This is a genomic window from Paucibacter sp. PLA-PC-4, from assembly GCF_026241155.1.
GTDB lineage: Bacteria > Pseudomonadota > Gammaproteobacteria > Burkholderiales > Burkholderiaceae_C > Roseateles_E.
On sequence record NZ_JAPFGP010000003.1, the window covers coordinates 105,223 to 124,705 of the forward strand.

17 protein-coding genes and 1 pseudogene are annotated in these 19,483 nt (G+C 66.1%); 2 read left to right on the forward strand and 16 right to left on the reverse strand.

The annotated features are described in order from the left end of the window. Positions 1-63: 63 nt before the first annotated feature. From murG to mraZ, 10 genes are read right to left on the reverse strand one after another with little or no spacing between them, the layout of a single operon-like run. A complete protein-coding gene (murG, locus tag OOZ63_RS05485; RefSeq protein ID WP_266004412.1) occupies positions 64-1,140 on the reverse strand; it encodes an undecaprenyldiphospho-muramoylpentapeptide beta-N-acetylglucosaminyltransferase in 1,077 nt (358 codons plus the stop codon). Continuing rightward, positions 1,137-2,393, reverse strand: coding sequence for a putative lipid II flippase FtsW (ftsW, locus tag OOZ63_RS05490; protein WP_266004413.1), 1,257 nt, complete (start codon positions 2,391-2,393; stop codon positions 1,137-1,139). Before ftsW ends, murG begins: the two co-directional genes overlap by 4 nt. Continuing rightward, entirely contained in the window at positions 2,390-4,102 is a 1,713-nt protein-coding gene (murD, locus tag OOZ63_RS05495; protein WP_266004414.1) for a UDP-N-acetylmuramoyl-L-alanine--D-glutamate ligase, read from the reverse strand. The genes ftsW and murD overlap by 4 nt, the downstream gene beginning before the upstream one ends. Before the next feature lie 7 nt (positions 4,103-4,109). Beyond that, on the reverse strand, positions 4,110-5,288 hold the full coding sequence (gene mraY, locus OOZ63_RS05500; protein WP_266004415.1) for a phospho-N-acetylmuramoyl-pentapeptide-transferase: 1,179 nt from the start codon (positions 5,286-5,288) through the stop codon (positions 4,110-4,112). After that, positions 5,278-6,729 (reverse strand): UDP-N-acetylmuramoyl-tripeptide--D-alanyl-D-alanine ligase, encoded by a 1,452-nt coding sequence (locus tag OOZ63_RS05505; RefSeq protein WP_266004416.1) that lies wholly within the window; start codon positions 6,727-6,729, stop codon positions 5,278-5,280. Before OOZ63_RS05505 ends, mraY begins: the two co-directional genes overlap by 11 nt. Then, positions 6,726-8,228 carry a UDP-N-acetylmuramoyl-L-alanyl-D-glutamate--2,6-diaminopimelate ligase gene (locus OOZ63_RS05510; protein ID WP_266004417.1) on the reverse strand — a complete coding sequence of 501 codons (1,503 nt, stop codon included), beginning with the start codon at positions 8,226-8,228 and terminating at the stop codon, positions 6,726-6,728. The genes OOZ63_RS05505 and OOZ63_RS05510 overlap by 4 nt, the downstream gene beginning before the upstream one ends. 2 nt (positions 8,229-8,230) lie before the next feature. After that, positions 8,231-10,018, reverse strand: coding sequence for a peptidoglycan D,D-transpeptidase FtsI family protein (locus tag OOZ63_RS05515; RefSeq protein ID WP_266004418.1), 1,788 nt, complete (start codon positions 10,016-10,018; stop codon positions 8,231-8,233). Then, positions 10,015-10,305, reverse strand: coding sequence for a cell division protein FtsL (gene ftsL / locus OOZ63_RS05520; RefSeq protein WP_266004419.1), 291 nt, complete (start codon positions 10,303-10,305; stop codon positions 10,015-10,017). Before ftsL ends, OOZ63_RS05515 begins: the two co-directional genes overlap by 4 nt. Continuing rightward, positions 10,302-11,288, reverse strand: a complete 987-nt coding sequence (rsmH, locus tag OOZ63_RS05525) for a 16S rRNA (cytosine(1402)-N(4))-methyltransferase RsmH (protein WP_266004421.1) — start codon at positions 11,286-11,288, stop codon at positions 10,302-10,304. Before rsmH ends, ftsL begins: the two co-directional genes overlap by 4 nt. Continuing rightward, positions 11,288-11,716 carry a division/cell wall cluster transcriptional repressor MraZ gene (mraZ, locus tag OOZ63_RS05530; RefSeq protein ID WP_266004422.1) on the reverse strand — a complete coding sequence of 143 codons (429 nt, stop codon included), beginning with the start codon at positions 11,714-11,716 and terminating at the stop codon, positions 11,288-11,290. The genes rsmH and mraZ overlap by 1 nt, the downstream gene beginning before the upstream one ends. 608 nt (positions 11,717-12,324) lie before the next feature. Between mraZ and OOZ63_RS05535 the strand changes: the two genes are divergently transcribed. Further along, positions 12,325-12,600, forward strand: coding sequence for a hypothetical protein (locus OOZ63_RS05535; RefSeq protein ID WP_266004423.1), 276 nt, complete (start codon positions 12,325-12,327; stop codon positions 12,598-12,600). A 58-nt stretch (positions 12,601-12,658) separates the two neighbouring features. On the opposite strand, the gene OOZ63_RS05540 is transcribed toward OOZ63_RS05535, so the two are convergent. The 3 genes and pseudogenes from OOZ63_RS05540 to OOZ63_RS05550 all read right to left on the reverse strand — a co-directional run bounded on the left by OOZ63_RS05540 (position 12,659) and on the right by OOZ63_RS05550 (position 13,658). Next, entirely contained in the window at positions 12,659-12,823 is a 165-nt protein-coding gene (locus OOZ63_RS05540; protein WP_416234692.1) for an IS3 family transposase, read from the reverse strand. 10 nt (positions 12,824-12,833) lie between these two features. Further along, positions 12,834-13,061 (reverse strand): annotated as a pseudogene (locus tag OOZ63_RS05545) (hypothetical protein); the annotation flags it as partial. Between the two features lie 48 nt (positions 13,062-13,109). Further along, positions 13,110-13,658: a carboxymuconolactone decarboxylase family protein gene (locus OOZ63_RS05550; protein WP_266004424.1), complete on the reverse strand. Its 549-nt coding sequence runs from the start codon at positions 13,656-13,658 to the stop codon at positions 13,110-13,112. Positions 13,659-13,795: 137 nt separating this feature from the next. Here OOZ63_RS05550 and OOZ63_RS05555 point away from each other — a divergent pair, with 137 nt between their 5' ends. After that, the gene (locus OOZ63_RS05555) at positions 13,796-14,668 is read left to right on the forward strand and encodes an AraC family transcriptional regulator (protein WP_266004425.1); all 873 of its coding nucleotides are present in this window, start codon (positions 13,796-13,798) and stop codon (positions 14,666-14,668) included. 38 nt (positions 14,669-14,706) lie between these two features. On the opposite strand, the gene OOZ63_RS05560 is transcribed toward OOZ63_RS05555, so the two are convergent. Genes OOZ63_RS05560 through OOZ63_RS05570 form a run of 3 tightly spaced genes read right to left on the reverse strand, consistent with a single transcriptional unit; the run spans position 14,707 to position 19,404 of the window. Then, positions 14,707-16,098, reverse strand: a complete 1,392-nt coding sequence (locus OOZ63_RS05560) for a sensor histidine kinase (protein ID WP_266004426.1) — start codon at positions 16,096-16,098, stop codon at positions 14,707-14,709. Next, positions 16,095-16,766, reverse strand: coding sequence for a response regulator transcription factor (locus OOZ63_RS05565; RefSeq protein WP_266004427.1), 672 nt, complete (start codon positions 16,764-16,766; stop codon positions 16,095-16,097). The genes OOZ63_RS05560 and OOZ63_RS05565 overlap by 4 nt, the downstream gene beginning before the upstream one ends. Before the next feature lie 55 nt (positions 16,767-16,821). Continuing rightward, entirely contained in the window at positions 16,822-19,404 is a 2,583-nt protein-coding gene (locus OOZ63_RS05570) for a zinc-dependent metalloprotease (protein ID WP_266004428.1), read from the reverse strand. Between the last annotated feature and the right edge of the window lie 79 nt (positions 19,405-19,483).

Sequence of the window (19,483 nt, forward strand, 5' to 3'; positions counted from 1 at the left end):
GGTACGTCGGACGATCCCCCAAGGGGATAACCACGTGCTTGAGACGGCCCTGTGCTGCGCGGCTCACTTCACCATCTCCTCAATCTCATCGGCAACGCGGCTGGCCGCACGCGGCCGCGCCAGCAGCCGCGCCTTCTCGGCCATCGCCACCAAGGCCTCGCGCTCCATGCCCTGCAGCAGCGCGTGCAACTGCTGCGGATTGAGCTCTTCCTGCGGCAGATGGATGGCCGCACCATGCTGGGCCATGAAGCGGGCGTTGTCGCGCTGGTGCGAGGTGGTGGCAACCACCAGTGGCACCAGCAGCGCCGGCACGCCGGCAGCACACAGCTCGCTGACCGTCACCGCGCCGGCGCGGCAGATGATCAGATCGGTCTGGGCCAACTGGGTCGCCATATCATCGATGAAGGGCAACAGGGTCGCGTCGACGCCGGCCGACTGGTAGAGCGCCTGCACAGTGCTGAAATTGGCCTGGCCAGTCTGATGTGTGACGATGGGGCGCTCGTCCTCGGGCCACAGTGCCAGCGCCTTCGGGATGCAGTCATTGATCGCGCGCGCGCCCAGCGAGCCGCCGACCACCAGCACGCGCAGCCGCCCGGTGCGGCCGGCAAAGCGCTCGGCCGGCGGCGCAATCGCCTCGATCTCGGCGCGTACCGGGTTGCCGGTGACGACAGCCTTGGGTGTCGATGCAGCGGCCGAGCCATCGAAGCCAAAGCCGATACGGCGGGCAAAGGGCTTCAGGCTCTGATTGCTCAGCAGCATGGCCGCATCGGCATTGATCAGCATCAGCGGCTTGCCGCTCAGCCAGGCCATCAGCCCGCCCGGGAAGCAGACATAGCCGCCCATGCCCAGCACCGCGTCGGCGCTGCGCGTGACGAACACTTGACGCGACTGCACAAAGGCTTGGACCAGCTTGAACAGACCCTTGACCGTGTGCATTAGGCCCTTGCCGCGCAGACCCGAGAAGGCCAGCCTGTCCAGCGGGATGCCGGTGGGCGGCACCAGCTGGTTTTCCATGCCGCTCTCGGTGCCGACCCAGCTAACGCTCCAGCCGCGGCGCGCCATCTCGTCGGCGACAGCCAGTCCCGGGATGATGTGACCACCCGTTCCGGCGGCCATGATGACCAGGTGCTTGGTGCTCATGCGCGGCCTCCACGCATCAGCTGGCGGTTCTCTAAATCGATTCTCAGGACAATAGCCAGAGCCACGCAGTTCATCAGGATCGCCGAACCGCCGAAGCTCATCAGCGGCAGCGTCAAGCCCTTGGTCGGCAAGGCACCGAGATTCACGCCCATATTGATGAAGGCCTGGCCGCCCATCCAGATGCCTATGCCCTGGGCATAGAGGCCGGCGAACACGCGGTCCAGCGCGATCGCCTGGCGTCCGATGTGAAACAGACGGCGAGACATCCAGAAGAAGGCCGTGATCACGACGATCACGCCGACCAGGCCCAGCTCCTCGCCGATCACGGCCAGCAGGAAGTCAGTATGGGCCTCGGGCAGGTAGTGCAGCTTCTCGACGCTGGAGCCAAGGCCCTGGCCGAACAGCTCGCCGCGGCCGAAGGCGATCAGCGAATGGGTCAGCTGATAGGCCTTGCCCTGGGCGTACTTCTCATTCCAGGGGTCGAGGTAGGCAAAGATGCGCTCGCGGCGGAACTCGCTAAAGGTGATCATCAGCACAAAGGCGCCGACCAGCACCGCAACGATCAGGAAGAACATCCGGCCATTGACACCGCCCAAGAACAGGATGCCCATCGCGATCGCGGCGATCACCATGAAAGCGCCCATGTCCGGCTCGGCCAGCAACAGCACGCCGACCACACCCAGCGCCACCACCATGGGCCAGACAGCGCGAAAGAAGTTCTCCTTCACGTCCATCTTGCGCACCATATAGCTGGCGGCATACATGGCCATCGCCAGCTTGCCCAGCTCGGAAGGCTGGAAGTTCATTAGGCCCAGCGGCAGCCAGCGGCGCGCGCCGTTGACGCCTTTGCCGACGCCCGGAATCAGGACCGCGATCAGCAGCACCAGAGCCGCGACAAACAGCCAGGGCGCGGCGCGCTCCCAGCTTGCCACCGGCACCTGCACCACCACCAGCGCCGCCAACAGACCCAGCGCGATCGCCACCACATGGCGCACCAGGAAGTGGGTCGGCAGATAGCGGCTGAACTTGGGGTTATCGGGCAGCGCGATCGAGGCCGAGTACACCATCAGCAGGCCCAGCGCCAGCAGGCACACCACAACCCAGGCCAAGGTCGTATCAAAGCCGGCAAGCTTGGTCGGCTGGCCCGAGGACACGCTGACCCAGTCTCGCACCGGCACCTCGCCGGCGTTGCCACCATCACGCCTGACCAGGCTTTGCAGCCGCGCGCGCCAGTTCTGCAGGACCCCGTTCATAGAGACAAGCCCTCTTCCTGGGCCAGGCCCTGCACCGCATCAACAAAGACTTCGGCGCGGTGGCCATAGTTGCGGAACATATCGAGGCTGGCACAGGCCGGGCTCAAGAGCACACTGTCGCCGCTGCGCGCCTGAGCCAGGCACCAGGCAGTGGCGTCCTGCAGCGTCTCATGCGCCTGCATCGGCACGCCGCTGTGCTGCAGCGCGGCCGCGATCTGCGGGCCATCGCGGCCGATCAGGGCCACGGCGCGCGCGTGGCGGGCCACCGGCTCGCGCAGCGGGCCGAAGTCCTGGCCCTTGCCGTCGCCGCCCAGGATCACGACCAGTTGCGCTGGCGCGCGGTCCGCGCCCAGCCCGGTAATCGCCGCGACGGTGGCGCCGACATTGGTGCCCTTGGAATCGTCGTAGAAATCCACACCCTTGATGGTCCCGACATGCTCGACCCGGTGCGGCTCGCCACGATACTCGCGCAGCCCATGCAGCATGGGTGCCAGCGGGCAACCAGCCGCGCTGGCCAGGGCCAGCGCGGCCAGCGCATTGGCGGCGTTGTGGCGGCCGCGCACGCGCAGCGCATCGGCGGGCATCAGGCGCTGTATCAGCAGCTCTTCCTCGTCCTCACCCTTTTTCTTCTTGATCGTCTCATCAGCCTCGCGGGCGCGAACCAGCCAGCTCATGCCGGACTCCTGCACCAGGCCGAAATCGCCTGGATGACGCGGTTCGTCGAGACCGAATCGCACGAGCTTGCGCGAGACCAGCTTGGCCGCTCTGCCGCGTCCTTGCTGCACCTTGACCGGCGCCGGGACCATGGCCTCGACCAGCGCGTCGTCGCGATTGATCACCATCACCGTCGGGCTGTCGACTTCGGTGCCGAAGATACGAGCTTTGGCGCGGCCATAGGCGGCCATGTCGCCGTGCCAGTCCAGATGATCCTGGGTCAGGTTCAGCACCGTCGCGGCGGTCGGCTCGAAGCCCTGCACGGTGTCCAGCTGGAAGCTCGATAGCTCCAACACCCAGACTTCGGGCAGATGCGCGAAAACGGCCGGCTTGGGCGGCGGCGGTTTGATAGGCAGCGGTGCCTCATCGAGCATCGCATCGATGCTCTCCAGCACCGTCTGTTCGGCCGCCACCGTCACGTCCGGTGCTTCATCAGCATCCGTCGCTAGCGGTTCCAAGGACTGCACAGGCTCGGCGGCCGGCTCCAGATCCAGCGCCGCGCCCAAGGTCGTCAGCATGCTGGGGCCGATATTGCCAGCCATCACGACGCGGCGGCCGCAGCGCTCGATCAGCTGGGCGCACATACTGGTCGTCGTGGTCTTGCCATTGGTGCCGGTGATAGCCAGCACAGCCGGCTCGTAGCGGCGCTCGGCCTTCAGATCGGCCAGCGCGCGGGCGAACAGGTCCAACTCGCCCTGCACCGGCACCGCCGTGCCCTGCGCCAGATTCAGCAGCGGCATCAGCCGCGCATCCAGCGGCGACAGGCCCGGGCTCTTCAGCAGCAGTTGCACGCCCTTCAGCGCCGACTCGGGCAGCTCACCGTGGATGAACTCGACTTCGGGCAGCTGCTCGCGCAGCGCCGCCAGCTGCGGCGGGACCTCGCGCGAGTCCCATACCCGCGCTTGGCCGCCGCAGCGTCGGACCCAGGCAGCCATCGCCAAGCCGGAGTCACCCAGGCCGAGCACGAGCACCTTGAGTCCTTGCAGATGCTTCATCGCGCGATCACCTTAGTTTCAGGCTGGCCAGACCGACCAAGCACAGCAGCATCGTGATGATCCAGAAGCGCACGACCACCTGGGTCTCCTTCCAGCCCGATTTCTCGAAGTGATGGTGCAGCGGCGCCATCTTGAAGATGCGCCGACCGGTGCCGAACTTCTTCTTGGTGTACTTGAACCAACTGACCTGCAGCATCACCGACAGCACCTCGGCGACGAACACGCCACCCATGATGCCCAGCACAATTTCCTGGCGCGTGATCACGGCCAGAGTGCCCAGGGCGCCGCCCAGTGACAGCGCACCGACATCGCCCATGAAGACCTGGGCCGGATGGGTGTTGAACCACAGGAAGGCAAGCCCTGCACCCGCCATCGCAGCGCAGAAGATCAGCAACTCGCCGGCACCGGGGATATAGGGCAGCAGCAGGTACTTCGAATAGATGGTCGAGCCGGTCAGGTAGGCGAACAGGCCCAGTGCCGAGCCCACCAGCACTACCGGCATGATGGCCAAGCCGTCAAGGCCGTCGGTAAAGTTCACCGCATTGCTGGTGCCGACGATCACGAAATAGGACAGACCGATGAAGCCGAACACGCCCAGCGGGTAGCTGACCGTCTTGAAGAAGGGCACGATCAGATCGGCCTTGGGCGGCAGCTCGGTCGAGAAGCCACTCTGCACCCAGCGGGCGAACAGCTCAATCACACCTAGGATCGAGGTCTCGGAGACGCTGAAAGCCAGGTAGAGGGCCGCCACCAGGCCGATCAGCGACTGCCAGAAGAACTTCTCGCGGCTTCGCATGCCCTCGGGATTCTTGTCGACCACTTTGCGCCAGTCGTCAACCCAGCCCACGGCGCCAAAGCCCATAGTCACCAGCATCACGACCCAGACGAAGCGGTTACTCCAGTCGAACCACAAAAGGGTCGAGACACCGATGCCGATCAGTATCAGCACGCCGCCCATGGTCGGCGTGCCGCTCTTGACCAGATGCTGCTGCACGCCGTACTCGCGGATCGGCTGACCGATCTTCATTTCGGTCAACCGACGAATCACCCAGGGACCGAAAGCCAGGCCGATCAGCAAGGCCGTCATCGCCGCCATCACCGCACGGAAGGTCAGGTACTGAAATACGCGCAGGAAGCCCAGATCCGGGTACAGACCCTGCAGCCATTGGGCCAGACTAAGCAGCATGGTGCGCGCCCTCCTGATCCTGTGCCAACAAGGCGGCGACGACTCTTTCCATCTGCATGAAACGTGAACCCTTGACGAGAATGTTCTTGACCCGAGGCGCTTGGGCCAGTGCCGCGATCAGCGCCTCGGTCGTGTCGAAATGGCGGGCGCCGCCGCCATAGGCGCCGGCCGCGTCGGCACAGGCGCTGCCGGCTGCCCAGAAGGCGGCCACGCCGCGCTCGGCCGCATAGGCGCCGACCTCGCGGTGAAACTCCGGCCCCTGGCTGCCGACCTCGCCCATGTCGCCGAGGATCAGCCACGAGGCACCCGGCAGATCGGCCAGCACATCGATAGCGGCGCGCACGCTATCGGGGTTGGCGTTGTAGCTGTCGTCGATCAGCGTAACGCGCTGCCCCTGGCGACTCAGGCTCTTGAGCTGCGAACGGCCCTTGACCGGCTCGAAACTCTCCAGGCCGCGGGCGATGGCGGCCAGCGGTGCGCCGGCGGCCAGCGCGCTGGCAGCGGCCGCCAGGGCATTGCGGACGTTGTGCAGGCCGGCCACGCGCAGCGCCACCGGCGCGTCACCGGCCGGCGTGTGCAGCTCCAGTGCCCAATGGCCGGCACCCAAGGCTTCGCTACCCTGCCCCCCCGCTTGTACCCATTGGGCGCGGCCAGTGACATCGGCCTGGCCTTGCAGGGCGAAGCTGAGCATGGCACGCTGGCCGGCCATTGCATGCCAGATCGGCGCGCAGGCATCCTCGGCCGGAAACACCGCAACGCCTGCAGCACCCAGCGCTTCGATCGCCGCGCCGTTCTCGCGCGCGGCCGCCTCGACCGTCTGCAAAAACTCCTGGTGCTCGCGCTGCGCGTTGGTCACCAGCGCCACCGTCGGCCGGGCCATCGCCGCGAGCGGAGCGATCTCGCCGGGGTGGTTCATGCCTAGCTCGACCACGGCGGCACGATGCCAGACAGCATCGTCCTGGCGCAGGCGCAAGAGCGTCAGCGGCACGCCGATGTCGTTGTTGTAGTTTCCCTCGGTGGCCAGCGAAGCCGGCCCCAGCCAGACACGCAGGATGCTGGCGATCATCTGCGTCACCGTGGTCTTGCCATTGCTGCCCGTCACCGCTATCAGCGGCAAATGGCAGTGGCCGCGCCAGGCGGTAGCCAGAAGGCCCAGGGCCTGCTTGGCATCGGGCACCTCGATGCCGGACAGGCAGGCCTCGGCCAAGCCGCGCTCGGCGATCACGGCCACTGCGCCGCTAGCCGCTGCCTGGGGCAGGAAGTCGTGCGCATCGAAGCGCTCGCCGCGCAGCGCGACGAACAAGTCACCGGGGCGCAGCGTGCGGGTGTCGCTGTGCACTCGGGCGACCTCGATCTGGCCGTCACCGATCAGCCGTGCCTGCGGCAGTGCCGCCTGCAGCAGGTGGTGGGCTTGGGCCAGTGTCATCAGGGCTGCGCTCATTGTTTTTCTCCCGTCCAGCTGGCCTGCGCTTGCTGCGCCTCGGCCACATCGGAGAAGGGCTGGCGCACACCGGCGATCTCCTGATAGTCCTCATGACCTTTGCCAGCGATCAGCACGACATCGCGCGCATCGGCCCCGGCCATCGCCGCCGCAATGGCCGCGCGCCGGTCCTCGACGACCCGGTGCGCCACGCCGCTCAAGCCCTCGCCTATCTGGGCCAGAATTTGCGAGGGCGGCTCCTTGCGTGGGTTGTCGCTGGTCAGCACGACGGCATCGGCGAGGCGGCCGGCGATCGCACCCATCAAGGGGCGCTTTCCAGGATCGCGGTTTCCCCCGCAGCCGAAGACAGCGATGAGCCGGCCGCCGCGGGCCGCCGCCAGCGGGCGCAGCGCTGAGAGCGCCTTGTCCAGCGCGTCGGGCGTGTGGGCGTAGTCGACCACCGCCTGCGGCTTGCCCAATCCGTCGCCCACCCGCTGCATGCGACCGGGCACCGGGCTGATCTGGGACACGGCGCCGACGACGTCTGCCAGATCCACGCCCAGCGCACGCAAACCCGCGATCACAGCCAGCAAATTGGCCACGTTGTAGTCGCCGATCAGGCCGGTCTGCACCGTCAACACTTGCGGGCCGTCATGCAGCTCGAAGGCCAGGCCGCCATCGCGGTAATGCAGCCCATGGGCCGACAAGCGCGCCGTGCCGTTGACCGCATAGGTCCAGACATCGAGCCTATTGGTCAGCGCAGCGGCAAGCTCGCCGCCCTTGGGGTCGTCCAGATTGAGCACGGCTGCGCGCAGGCCCGGCCAGTCGAACAGCGCCCGCTTGGCCTCCCAATAGGCAGCCATCGAGCCGTGGTAGTCCAGATGGTCCTGGGTGAAATTCGTGAATAGCGCCACCTCGATGCGCGTGCCCGCCAGGCGCTGCTCATTAAGGCCTATCGACGAGGCCTCGATCGCGCAGGCCGTAAAGCCGGCATCCAGCATGCGGCGAAATCCCGCCTGCAGTTGCACCGGGTCGGGCGTTGTCAAGCCGGTGTTGACGATATGGCCCGGCGCGCCGCCCAACGGCGGCTCGCCGATGCCCAAGGTGCCGACCACGCCGCAGCGCCGGCCCAGGGCACCCAGGATCTGCGCCACCCACCAGGCAGTCGAAGTCTTGCCATTGGTGCCGGTGCTGGCGATCACCTGCAGGCCCGCCGCGCTGGGATGCTCGAAGTACTCGGCCGCGATGCGGCCGGTGCACGCCTTCAAGCCCGGCAGTGCGGCGACGCGGGCGTCATTGAAGTCAAAGGCCTCGACACCCTCGGCCTCGACCAGGCAGGTCGCGGCGCCGGCAGCCAGCGCCGCACGCACATGAGCGCGGCCATCCTGCGCATAACCGGGCCAGGCGATGAAGGCATCGCCCGGCGCGACCAGCCGGCTGTCGCTGCGAAGCTGACCGGTGGTCCACTCGCGCAGCCAGCGGGCCGCAGCCTCGGGAGATTTGAGTCGGGTGATGGGCATGGTCAGAAGCTCTCGTCCACGGCCAGCTCATGCTTGGCCATGATTTGCGGTTTGACCTCCAGATCGGGCGGCACATTCAGCAGCCGCAGGCTTTGCGCCACCACCTGACTGAATACAGGACCGGCCACCCTGCCTCCGAAATAGACGCCGGTGCTGGGCTCGTCCAGCATCACCGCGACGACGATGCGGGGCTTGGAGATCGGCGCGATGCCGACAAACCAGGAGCGGTACTTGTTGGTATAGCCCTTGCCTTCTTGCTTGTGCGCAGTGCCTGACTTGCCACCGACGCTGTAGCCGCTGACCTGGGCCATCGGCGCGGTGCCGCCGGGCGCGGCCGCCAGCTGCAGCATCTCGCGCACCTGCTGTGCGGTCTTGGGCGAGAACACCTTGATGCCGTGGGCAACCTCACCCTCAGGCTGCTTGATCATCGTGACCGGCAGCACCTCGCCATCGCGCGCGAACACCGTGTAGGCGCGCGCCAGCTGGAACAGCGAGGCCGACAGGCCGTAACCGTAGCTCATCGTCGCCTGCTCAATCGGGCGCCAGCTCTTGTAGGGCCGCAGCTTGCCGGTCACCGCGCCGGGGAAGGCCAGCTGCGGGCGCTGGCCCAGGCCGATGGCGGTGAACATCTCGTGCATCTCGCGCGCCGGCATCTGCATGGCCATCTTGACCGTGCCGATGTTGCTGGACTTCTGGATCACGCCGGCCACCGTCAGGTCGCCGTACACATGGGCGTCGGTCGGCGACCAGCCGCTGATGTTGACGCTGCGCGGTGCGACATTGATGATGGTTTCGGGCCGCACCCGGCCGCTCTCCAGCGCCAGCGCGGCGATAAACGGCTTCATCGTCGAGCCGGGCTCGAAGATGTCAGTCAGCGCGCGGTTGCGCAACTGGGCGCCGCTGAGGTTCTTGCGATCACCAGGGTTGTAGCTGGGGTAGTTGGCCAGGGCCAGGACTTCGCCGGTCTGCACATCCAGCACCACCACCGAGCCGGCCTTGGCCTTGTGCTCGGCTACCGCATCGCGCACCCTCTGGTAGGCGAAGAATTGCACCTTGGAGTCGACCGACAGATCGATGTCGCGGCCGTTGACGGCAGGCAGGCTCTCGCCGAAGTCCTCGACGACTCGGCCAAGCCGATCACGCACCACCGAGCGCGAGCCGTCACGCCCCTGCAGATCCTTCTGGAAGGCAAGCTCGATGCCCTCCTGGCCGCGTTCCTCGATATTGGTGAACCCCACCACATGGGCGGCGGCCTCACCTTCCGGATACTTGCGCTTGTACTCGCGGTCCTGAAATACGCCCTTCAGCGCCAGGGCCTTGATCTGGGCTGCGGTGTCATCATCGGCTTGGCGCTTGAGCCAGACGAAACGGGTGGCCGGATCGAGTTTTTTTTCCAGCTCCTTGGCACTGATGCCGAGAATCTTGGCCAGCGCGCGGCGCTTGGCCGGGTCGGCATCGACCTCCTTGGGGATCGCCCAGACCGAGGGCACGGCGACGCTGGTGGCCAGCACCTGACCCTTGCGATCGACAATGCGCCCGCGGCTGGCAGGCAGCTCCATCGTATGGGCATAACGGGCCTCGCCCTGGCGCTGATAGAAATCGGCCGCGACGAACTGCACATAGACGGCCCGCCCCAGCAAACCAACAAAGCCCAGCCCGACCAGTGCGACCAGAAAGCGCGAACGCCAGGGCGGCGTCTTTGACGCCAGTAGCGGGCTGCTGGAATAGCTGACGCTACGGGTGTTGAGCGAGCGAGCGCCGCCGCCCGTGTCGGGGCGCCACCAGCTCATCGCTGCACCCCAGAAGCGGCGGCACGGCCACCCTCGACCACCTGGGTCAGCGCCGGAGTGATTGTCTGCATGCGCAGGCGCTCGCGGGCCACCTGCTCGACACGCAGATTGGTCGCCTGCGCATGGCGCTCTGCCTGCAGCCGCTGGCTATCGGCCTCCAGGCGCCGAGCCTCGGCCTGCGAGCGGTCCAGAGCAGTAAACAGGCGGCGCGAGTCATAGGCGCTGCGAACCAGCAGCATGCCGCTAACCAGCACAGCAACGAGCAGCAGCAGGTTCAGCCGGCTCATCGTTTGCCTCCCTTGTGGCGCTGATGCTCGATGGGCAGCGGCGCCTCGGTGCGTTCGGCCACGCGCAAGATTGCCGAGCGCGAGCGCGGATTGGCGCGCACCTCGGTCTCGCTGGGCTTGATGCGACCCAGCGCCGTCAGCGCCAGCGCCTGAGGCTCGGCAAACGGCGCGCGGCGGTCGAACACTTCCTTGCTGTGGGCAGTGATGAAGTTTTTGACGATGCGATCTTCAAGCGAATGAAAGCTGATCACCGCCAATCGGCCGCCGGGAGCCAGCAGTCGCAGCGCCGCGTTTAGCCCTTGTTCGAGCTCCTCAAGCTCGGCGTTGACGTGAATCCGAAGCGCTTGAAATGTGCGCGTTGCAGGGTCCTGGCCCGGCTCGCGGGTTTTGACCGCGCCAGCCACGACCTTGGAAAGCTCGTCGGTGCTTCGAACAGCACTCCCGATTTCCCGGCGAGCAACAAGCGCCTTTGCAATCTGTGAAGCAAACCGTTCTTCCCCATAGTTGCGTATGACCTCCGCAATCTGGCGCTCATCGGCGCGGGCCAGGAAATCCGCAGCACTTTCGCCGCGGGTGGTGTCCATGCGCATGTCCAGCGGTCCGCTGAAACGGAAGCTGAACCCGCGCTCGGGGTTGTCGATCTGCGGGCTGGAGACCCCTAGATCCAAAAGAATGCCTTGCACCTGTTCGACGCCCAGCGCCGCGAGCTGTGCCCGCATCTCGGCAAAGGCCGAGTGACAGATGGAAAAACGCGGGTCATCGACCCGCGTATCGCCCGAGGTGGCTGCCGCAATGGCTTCGAGATCGCGATCGATCGCGATCAGCCTCCCACTCTCCCCGAGCCTGGACAGCAGCAGACGCGAGTGGCCGCCGCGGCCATAGGTGCCGTCGACATAGATGCCATCGGGCGAGGTCAGCACCGCATCGACGGTCTCATGCAGCAGCACCGTGGTGTGGGAGAACTCGGGGGTGGCGGTGTCCATTAGAAGCTGAAGTCCTTGAGGGCGTCCGGCAGTTCGGACTGCATCACCTGCGCCTCGTGGGCCGAGTAGGCCTGGGCATCCCAGAGTTCAAAATGACTGCCCATGCCCAGCAGCATCACGTCCTTTTGCAGACCGGCGGCCGCGCGCAGCTCCGGCGAGATCAGCACGCGGGCGGCGCCATCGATCTCAACGTCCTGGGCATTGCCCAGAAACACGCGCTTCCAGCCTGAAGCCGCCATCGGCAGCGCGGCGATGCGGTCGCGGAAGCTCTCCCAGGCAGGACGCGGGAACACCATCAAGCAACCCTCGGGATGCTTGGTGATGGTCAGCTGGCCGGCGCACAGCGCCTGCAGCACTTCGCGGTGGCGTGTCGGGACGGCCAAACGCCCCTTGGCATCCATTGCCAAGGCGCTCGCCCCTTGAAACACAAAATTCGCCACAGCGACCCACTAAATTGCACTTTTCACCACTTTACTCATCGAGTCACCATCGGTCAAGGTGAAACTCGATGTTTTCTCAATGAAATCAAGTACTTACATTCTTAAGTTCGAGTTCTCTTGCGAGCAAATGCATTCAAAAATAAGGACTTGCAAGATGCACTGAAAGTGGAAGATGAACTTGCCAGCACGCAAAACGTATCGGCAAAAGCCTGGGGGGAACCCCAACGAAGCGCGACAACTCCCCGATAGCCTCGGGTACCGCCTAACGACATCGGCAACTGCGGATGACTGCTATGGGCAGGAGACTGGAGAGCATCAGGCTCACCCCTCAGCATTGAGGCAAGGGGCGCCCGAAGGCTTCGGACTTTTCGTCACCCCCATGCGTGCTCCGGTTACTTCCGGCCGGAGCGGTTGCCGGGCGGGGCTTGCAACCACTGGAGAGTGCCGCCTTTTCACGGCGTACACCCTGAGCAGACGGCCAAACTAGCGAAATCGAAAACCAAAAGCTGACGCTAAAGGGCGATGGCCATCCATCTGACCCGGTCTCTTTTCCAAGAATCTGGTCCTGTATTTTTTGTGCAATACAGCGCACAGTCATGGCTCGTGAGAAAGCACGCTACTGGCATATCGAAATCATGGAATGGGTCCCAGCGGTCTTCATCGCATTCAAGGTCGGCGTGCTGAGCATTGGCATGTTCTACGCGGTCAAGTGGCACTACGACCAAGGACAGAAGAAGGGGACAGAGACGCAGCGTGCGGTACTTCGCACGAGCCTGAAGCTCGCCGCGTTGTTTGTGGTGTTGGTCGTCGTCCTGTTGCTCGTCACCTTCAGCGTTGGCACCAGGCTTGGCTTGGACTTGAACTTTCCATGATTGCAAAGACTGTCGTGGTCAAGCTTTTTCGGACGGTTCAATAAGGGAACTTCGATAGTCAATGGGCGGCAGCGCGTTGTTGCTCGTACTGGCTGGGGGATCGATAGCCCAGCGTCGACTGCAGTCGCACGGGGTTATAGAAATTGGTGATGTAGTCAGCGATGTCGGCCTGCGCTTCGGCGTGATTGGCGTAGTCGCCTTCCCGATCATGGAGCGTGCACACATGCTAGGTTCACCGCCAGTTGATCCGCAGGGAACAGCTCATGCATGCGCGCAGCCTGCGGCAACCCATGGGACACACAGCCCGGGCACAGCATCTAGAAGGCGTGTAGCGCGACGACACGGCCGCGCAGTTCTTGCAGCGCGATCGGCCGTGGCGTGTTGAACCACTGCTCGACCTGCAGCGGCGGGACCGGCTGCAAGTCGCGCGAGGAGACAGACAAGAGGGGGGTCGCAAACATAGGGCTCTCCATGGCCCCACCACCAAGGGCGGCGGGGCCGTTGAATCATCAGGCGGCCTGGCGGCGCAGCTTGACTGCCGGGAAATCGACCGGCACGGCGAAGGCCACGTTGACGTAGTTGGTGAACAAGTTCAGTGCCACATGGGCCAGGATCTCAACGATCTGCCCGTCGTCGAAGCCGACATCGCGCAGCGCCTGGACATCGGCATCATTGACCTGGGCACGGTCCTTGACTAGCTTGAGCGCGAAGCGCAACGCTGCAGCTGTCTGGGGGTCGGTGGACTCGCCTTGCTGCGCTGCGGCCATCTCGGCGGGCGTCGCGCCGGCCCTGCGGCCCAGCGCGGTGTGGGCGGCCAGACAGTATTCGCAGTCGTTGCTGTCGGCCACCGCCACGGCGATCTGCTCGCCCAGTTTGGCAGGGATCACACCGGCGCCGAGGGCACCGAAGCTGCCCCACATGCTCTTCAGCGCGGCGGTGGAGTTGGCGACGGCACGGAACATCGCGGGCGTGGCACCGAAGGCGCCGTGGATCTGGTCGAGCACGAGCTTGCGCTCGCCGCTGGTCTGGGCGGGATCGATCAGTTCAATGCGGGACATGATGGATTTCCTTTCGTAGGGGAACGGTGAACGGGTTTGTCTTGACTAGGCATCTGGCAGCTGCTGGGTGACAGTGTGCGCGGCCTTGCCGTACCATTGGACATCTATCGTCCAAACTACATACCTTTTCGTCCGACATGAATCGATTGCCGCTCGATCGTCTGTCCGGCCTGATGGAGCAGTTCAAGGTGCGGGCACGGCTGTTCCACCACGGCCCGCTGTGCGGCATCAGTCGTTTCCCGGCCGAGCCGGGGCGTGGTTTCCTGCATGTGATGCGGCGCGGCGAGCTGGAGCTGCGCCACGGCGCGAAGCACACCGAGCTGCCTCGCCGGCTGTTGGTGACCGAGCCAACCCTGCTGTTCTATCCACGACCGCTGACACACGAGTTTCGCAACCCTCCCGAGGACGGCTCTGACTTCGTCTGCGCCGAACTGGAATTCGATGGCGGCGACCACAACCCGCTGGTGCGCGCACTGCCGCCGCTGATCGTGTTGCCACTGGCGTGCGTCGAGGGCCTAGAACCAGCTCTGGCTCTGCTGTTCAGCGAGGCTGAACGGCTGCGCTGCGGCCACCGCCTGTTGGCCGACCGGCTGTTCGAGGTGGTGCTGATCCAGTTGCTGCGCTGGCTGATCGATCATCCGGCCGAGGCCGGCATCAGCCCGGGCCTGCTGAGCGGATTGGCAGACCCGCGCCTGGCCCGCGCGCTGGTCGCCCTGCATGAGCGCCCCGGTGAGCCCTGGAGTCTGGCGGCGATGGCGGCCGAAGCCGGCATGTCGCGCAGCTCCTTTGCCGCAGCCTTCAAAGCCGGGGTCGGGCAGCCGCCGGCCGACTATCTGGCCGGCTGGCGGCTCAGCCTCGCCCAGACCCAGCTGCGCCAGGGCCGCCAGGTCAAGCAGATCGCCGACGAGCTGGGCTACGCCAGCGCACCGGCGCTGTCGCGTCTGTTCAGCCAGCGTCTGGGCCTGTCGCCGCGCCAATGGCTGGAGCGTAGCAAGCAGTCGACGTCCTGAGGACTGCAGCGATCGCCGGATCCGAGCCCGAGATGTGCTCAAGCGCGCGAGGGCGCCGGCAGCCATAGGCGCACCAACAGCCCGCCGCCCGGCGCATCTTCCAGTGCCAGCCTACCGCCATGGGTCTGCAGCACGCTTGCCACGATGGCCAGCCCCAGACCGCTGCCGGCCTGGCTCTGGTCGGGCATGCGCGCAAAGCGGTGCAGCACCGCCTCGCGCCAGGAAGGCGCGATGCCAGGTCCCTGGTCGCTCAGGCGGGCGCAGATCTCGCCCGCCTCGCGCCACAAGCTCAAGCTGACGCGCCCGCCCTCGGGGCTGTACTTGATCGCGTTCTCGATCAGATTGCCGAACAGCGAGCCCAGGCCCTCTGCCTGGCCATCCAGCCAGAGCGAGTCCGGCAGCTCGCAGTCCATTTGCACGCGCCGCCCCTGGGCCAGGATGGCCGTCTCGGCCAGCACCTCGCCGACCAGAGCCGTCAAGTCGAGGCGCCGGGCCGGCGCCTGCGCCTCGGCCTCGCTTCGCGTCAAGGTCAGAAGCTGGTTGATCAGGCGCGTGGCACGGGCACTGCTGCGCAGCATGCCGTCAAGCAGCGGCGCAGCCGGTGGCGGCAGCGCCAGACGCTGCATCGATTCGGCATACAGACTCATCGCACTGAGCGGCGTGCGCAGCTCATGGGCTGCATCGGCCACGAACTGACGCTCTCGCGTGCGCGCCCCACGCAACCGGCCCAGCAGCCGGTTGATGGAATCCAGCAGCGGCCGCAGTTCGCGCTCGCGCGCCGGCAGTGTGATCGGCGACAGCTCCTGCTCGTCGCGCCGCGCCACCTCGGCGCTAAGCCGGCGCCAGGGCCGCAGCGCCCAGCGCACCGACAACCAGGCCGGCAGCACCAGCAGCGGAAGGCTGACGATCAGAGGCAACAGCAGGTAGCCGCGGCTGTTCAGCGCCACCATCACTGCCATGATGCCGTGGGGGTAGATGAAGCTGATCGCGACATTGCTGCCGCTGCTGGAGTGCACGGTCAGCACCTGCCAGCGGCCATCGTCGATCTCGATTTCTTTGAGCCCCTCGGGATGGCGCTGATACAGCGAGGGATGCAGGCCGTCGGTGGCGAAGACCTGGCTCGTGCCGCGCCAGACCAGCATGCCGGTGCGCAGCATCGGGTCGTCCTGTTCGCCGCCCCCCATGCGGTTCCACTCATCGACCTTGCCCAGCACGCGGTGCAAGGCCTCAGGCTGGTCGACCAGAGCCTCGGCCGTCGCCACCAGGGCCTCCATCGCCGGCACCGACTGGCGCAGCGCCGTCTCCTGCTGGCTCTCCCGGACCACCAGCAGCACCAGGCCCAGCCAGACCAGGCTGACCAGCGCGATCTGCGCCAGCAGCAGGCCGCGCAGCACTGAGGGCTCGACCAGCCGGCGCCACCAGCCCTTCATCGGGTCGCAACGCTTTGACGATCCATCACATAGCCCAGGCCTCGTATCGTGCGGATATAGCCGTCGCCGATCTTGCGACGCAGGCTGGAGATATGCACATCAAGCACATTGCTCTCGGCCGCGCTGCCGGCCAGCACCTGATCTTCCAGAAAGCGCCGGGTCAGCACCCGATCGGCCCGCTTAAGCAAAGCCGCAAGCAGACGGAACTCGCTGGGCGAGAGCTCCAGCAGCCGGCCATCCACCGTCGCCCGCATCGAGGCCTCGTGCAGCAGCAGACCGCGCAGGCTCAGCTGTCCGCTATCCAGGCCATAGCTGCGCCGTGCCAACGCCCGCACCCGGGACAACAGTTCCTGCAAGGCAAAAGGCTTGACGAGATAGTCGTCGGCGCCGCCGTCCAGCCCGCGCAGACGCTCATCCAGGCCGTCGCGCGCACTGAGTATCAGAGCAGGCACAGCCGCCGACTCCTGCTTCAGCCAGGCCAGTAGCTCATGGCCGTCACCATCGGGCAGCCCCAGATCCAGCACCAGCAGGTCGGGCAGGACTCCGCGCAGCGCCGCGATCGCGTCGGCCAGGCGCCGCACCCAGACCACGCGGTAGCCCTCGGCCTCGAAAGCCAGGCGCACCGCGTCCCCCAAGTCCAGATCGTCTTCGAGCAGCAGGATGTTCATGAGCGCTGCGATTGGAGCATGTCCGCCTGAAGACTGCCTGAAGACGCGGCCGAACTCAGGCCCGCGTCATCGTCGCGTTCAGCGCCTGCGTCAGAAGGCTCAGACTCTCGGCCAGATGAGCGCGGCTCTCGACCGACAGGCCGCTGCGGCCCGCAGCCTGGCGCAGCTGGACCTGCAGCCGAGTGGCGTGATGGCGCAGCAGGCTCAGCGCGTCGGGCGGCAGGCTGGGCGAGCCGCGCGTCAGCAAGGTCTGTACCCGCTTCAGATGCTCCCGCTGCAGGTTGCGGCGCAGCCGGTCGATCTCGGCGCCGTTCTTGAGTTCGCTCCAGATTGCGCCCTGCAAGCTCGCATAGACCTCGCTGAGCGAAATAAGACCCCGGCGCTGCTCAACGGCCACATAAGCCGGCAGATCAAGCAATCGCTGCGCCGTCGGTGCGCCCAGCAGGCGGTCCAGCGCCCCCAGCTGCACCCGGGCGACCGAGGAAGGGATGCTCAGCGGCAGGCCGCGCAGATCGCGTTCGTTGTAATCCAGGCCCAGGCTGGACATGAACTCGGGCCGGAAGCGAAAGCTGTCGGCGCTGAAGATGCTGCTGGCTAGGAACTGCAAGGCCTCGCGCTGCTTGGCCGGATCTACTGGCGCGAAACTGGGCCGGCCAGTGCTGCCCGGCAGGTCGCGCAATGCCGTCATGCCGCCGACGTATTTGGCGCTGAGCTCGGCCACGGTGGCCAGCTGGGTCAGGCCAGCGAGCACCGAGCGGCGCGCGCGCAGCGGGTCGTCGCCAGGAAGAGGCTTACGGTCCTGCACGCGTGCCCAGAGTTCCTGCGAAAGCTTCAGACGCTTCTTGTAGTAGGCCAGTGGGTCGTTGCTGAGGTCAAAGCGATTGGCGCTCGGGTCCATGCCGTCGTACAGACCGCTGGTGCCGGCATCGATATCGTCGCCATAGGCCAGCGCGGGCTCGGTGCTGCGCGCGGCGATACGCGCCAGCTCAGCCACCTCGCCCTCCCTGGGCAGCGGCTTGTAGGCGTATTCAATGGCCCAATAGTCGTAAGGTCCCAGGGTCGAGCGGTGGAAGCCGGCTTGGGGCTCGCCCTTGAGCGCGATATTGACGGCCACATACTCCATCACCGAGTTGGAGATGCTGTGGGCATCGGTGAAGGCCTTGTCCTGCAGCTGTGCGGCAGTAATGCCGGTGGAGGCCTTGAAGTTGTGCTTGAGCCCGAGAGTGTGGCCTACCTCGTGCATCATCGTGCCCTTGATAGTGCTGCGCACAAAGGCCTCCACCTCGGGGCTGTCGGGCGCGATCTCGTCGCGTGCTTCCAGCAGATCCAGCGCGAACTCGGCCTCGGCAGCGCTGAACTCGCCATCCATACAGACCGAGCCGTCAGCGTGCTGGTGGCTGTAGCGGCCAATATCGTCGACGATCTGGCGCCGTGCGCCACGACCGAAGGCGTCGCTCAGGCCGATGTCGGCATCCAGAATCTCACCGCTTCGCGGGTCGCTGCGGCTCGGTCCGATATTGAAGCCGATGTCCGCGCCGACAAACCAGCGCACCGAGGCATGGCCGGCGTCCATATTGTCCCAATCGGCATCATCGGGCTGCTGCTTGACCACCAGCGCGTTCTTGAAACCGATCTTCTCAAAGGCCTTGTTCCATTCCAGGATGGCCTCGGCCACCACGGGGCGGTATTTCAGCGGGATGTTCTTGTCCAGCCAGAACGTGATCGGCTTGACCGGCTCCGACAGCGCGGCCGTCTCGTCCTGTTTCTCAAGCCGCCAGCGCTTGATGTAGTGCAGCCGCGGATTGGCCTTCAGGTCACCGCCCAGATCGCTGAAGGCGTCGCTGAAATGGCCCAGGCGCGGATCGGCCAGGCGCGGTGCCATCGGCGTCTCGGGCAGGGCCGCGAAGCTGTAGACATAGCTGACGAAGAAGCTGCGCGGGTCGGGCGTGGCCTGCGGTGGCGTCGGGGCCGGGCCGGCCGCCAGCGGCGGTGCCGGGATGCGCGGTGTCGCGAAATGGATGCGGGCGGTCAGCGTGGACAGGGCGGCGTCGGCACGCGCGGCCTCAATGAAAGAGTTGGCGCGGTCCAGCGTGAAGGGCAGGCGGTAGGCCGCCTCCACTTTGGTCGAGTAGCCTGGGATGTCGGACAACAGGAAGGCCGCGTCGACCAGCACAGACTTGCGCTCGGGGTGTTCGGCGCTAGCCAGCGTGCCGGCACCCAGCAGGCTTGGCGAGAAGGCCTGCTCGATGGCGCGCCGGGAACCCTGATCGGCCACCGCGCGGAACTGGGTATTCAGCGCGAACAATTGCAGTTGCTTGCCGACCAGCCGGAACTCGGCCAGCCAGGCCGGGCCCATCTGGCTGGCGTACAGACCGCGCTCGCCGACCGAGTTGGAAAAGTTGACGCTGAACAAAAAGGGCTTGTTCAGCGCCGCCTTCGGCACCTCGATCCAGACCTTGTCATCCTTGCGCCAAAGCGGGAACAGGCCCGCGTCCTGGCTGGCGCCCTCAATTACCTCGGCGAAGGGCTTGGGGGCCGCCGCAGTTGCGGCGGATGGCGGCGTCTGGGCCAGGCTGACGCCGCTGCTCAGCAGCAGGGCCAGCAGCAAGGCCGACAGAGGATGGTGGCAGCGTGTCATCTGGAGCAATTTCGTGCGTGAATCCTTGGAAACAAAAGCCGGCACGCGGCCGGCTTTTGTGAGGGGCGGGCCGCGGCGG

What these genes read in the sequence shown, in the direction of transcription:
- OOZ63_RS05560 (WP_266004426.1), bottom strand. Translation starts at nt 16,098, where the DNA reads ATGAAGGGCTGGTGGCGCCGGCTGGTCGAGCCCTCAGTGCTGCGCGGC.
- OOZ63_RS05515 (WP_266004418.1), bottom strand. Translation starts at nt 10,018, where the DNA reads ATGAGCTGGTGGCGCCCCGACACGGGCGGCGGCGCTCGCTCGCTCAAC.
- ftsW (WP_266004413.1), bottom strand. Translation starts at nt 2,393, where the DNA reads ATGAACGGGGTCCTGCAGAACTGGCGCGCGCGGCTGCAAAGCCTGGTC.
- OOZ63_RS05510 (WP_266004417.1), bottom strand. Translation starts at nt 8,228, where the DNA reads ATGCCCATCACCCGACTCAAATCTCCCGAGGCTGCGGCCCGCTGGCTG.
- OOZ63_RS05565 (WP_266004427.1), bottom strand. Translation starts at nt 16,766, where the DNA reads ATGAACATCCTGCTGCTCGAAGACGATCTGGACTTGGGGGACGCGGTG.
- ftsL (WP_266004419.1), bottom strand. Translation starts at nt 10,305, where the DNA reads ATGAGCCGGCTGAACCTGCTGCTGCTCGTTGCTGTGCTGGTTAGCGGC.
- murG (WP_266004412.1), bottom strand. Translation starts at nt 1,140, where the DNA reads ATGAGCACCAAGCACCTGGTCATCATGGCCGCCGGAACGGGTGGTCAC.
- OOZ63_RS05570 (WP_266004428.1), bottom strand. Translation starts at nt 19,404, where the DNA reads ATGACACGCTGCCACCATCCTCTGTCGGCCTTGCTGCTGGCCCTGCTG.
- OOZ63_RS05555 (WP_266004425.1), top strand. Translation starts at nt 13,796, where the DNA reads ATGAATCGATTGCCGCTCGATCGTCTGTCCGGCCTGATGGAGCAGTTC.
- mraY (WP_266004415.1), bottom strand. Translation starts at nt 5,288, where the DNA reads ATGCTGCTTAGTCTGGCCCAATGGCTGCAGGGTCTGTACCCGGATCTG.
- OOZ63_RS05505 (WP_266004416.1), bottom strand. Translation starts at nt 6,729, where the DNA reads ATGAGCGCAGCCCTGATGACACTGGCCCAAGCCCACCACCTGCTGCAG.
- rsmH (WP_266004421.1), bottom strand. Translation starts at nt 11,288, where the DNA reads ATGGACACCGCCACCCCCGAGTTCTCCCACACCACGGTGCTGCTGCAT.
- murD (WP_266004414.1), bottom strand. Translation starts at nt 4,102, where the DNA reads ATGAAGCATCTGCAAGGACTCAAGGTGCTCGTGCTCGGCCTGGGTGAC.
- OOZ63_RS05535 (WP_266004423.1), top strand. Translation starts at nt 12,325, where the DNA reads ATGGCTCGTGAGAAAGCACGCTACTGGCATATCGAAATCATGGAATGG.
- OOZ63_RS05550 (WP_266004424.1), bottom strand. Translation starts at nt 13,658, where the DNA reads ATGTCCCGCATTGAACTGATCGATCCCGCCCAGACCAGCGGCGAGCGC.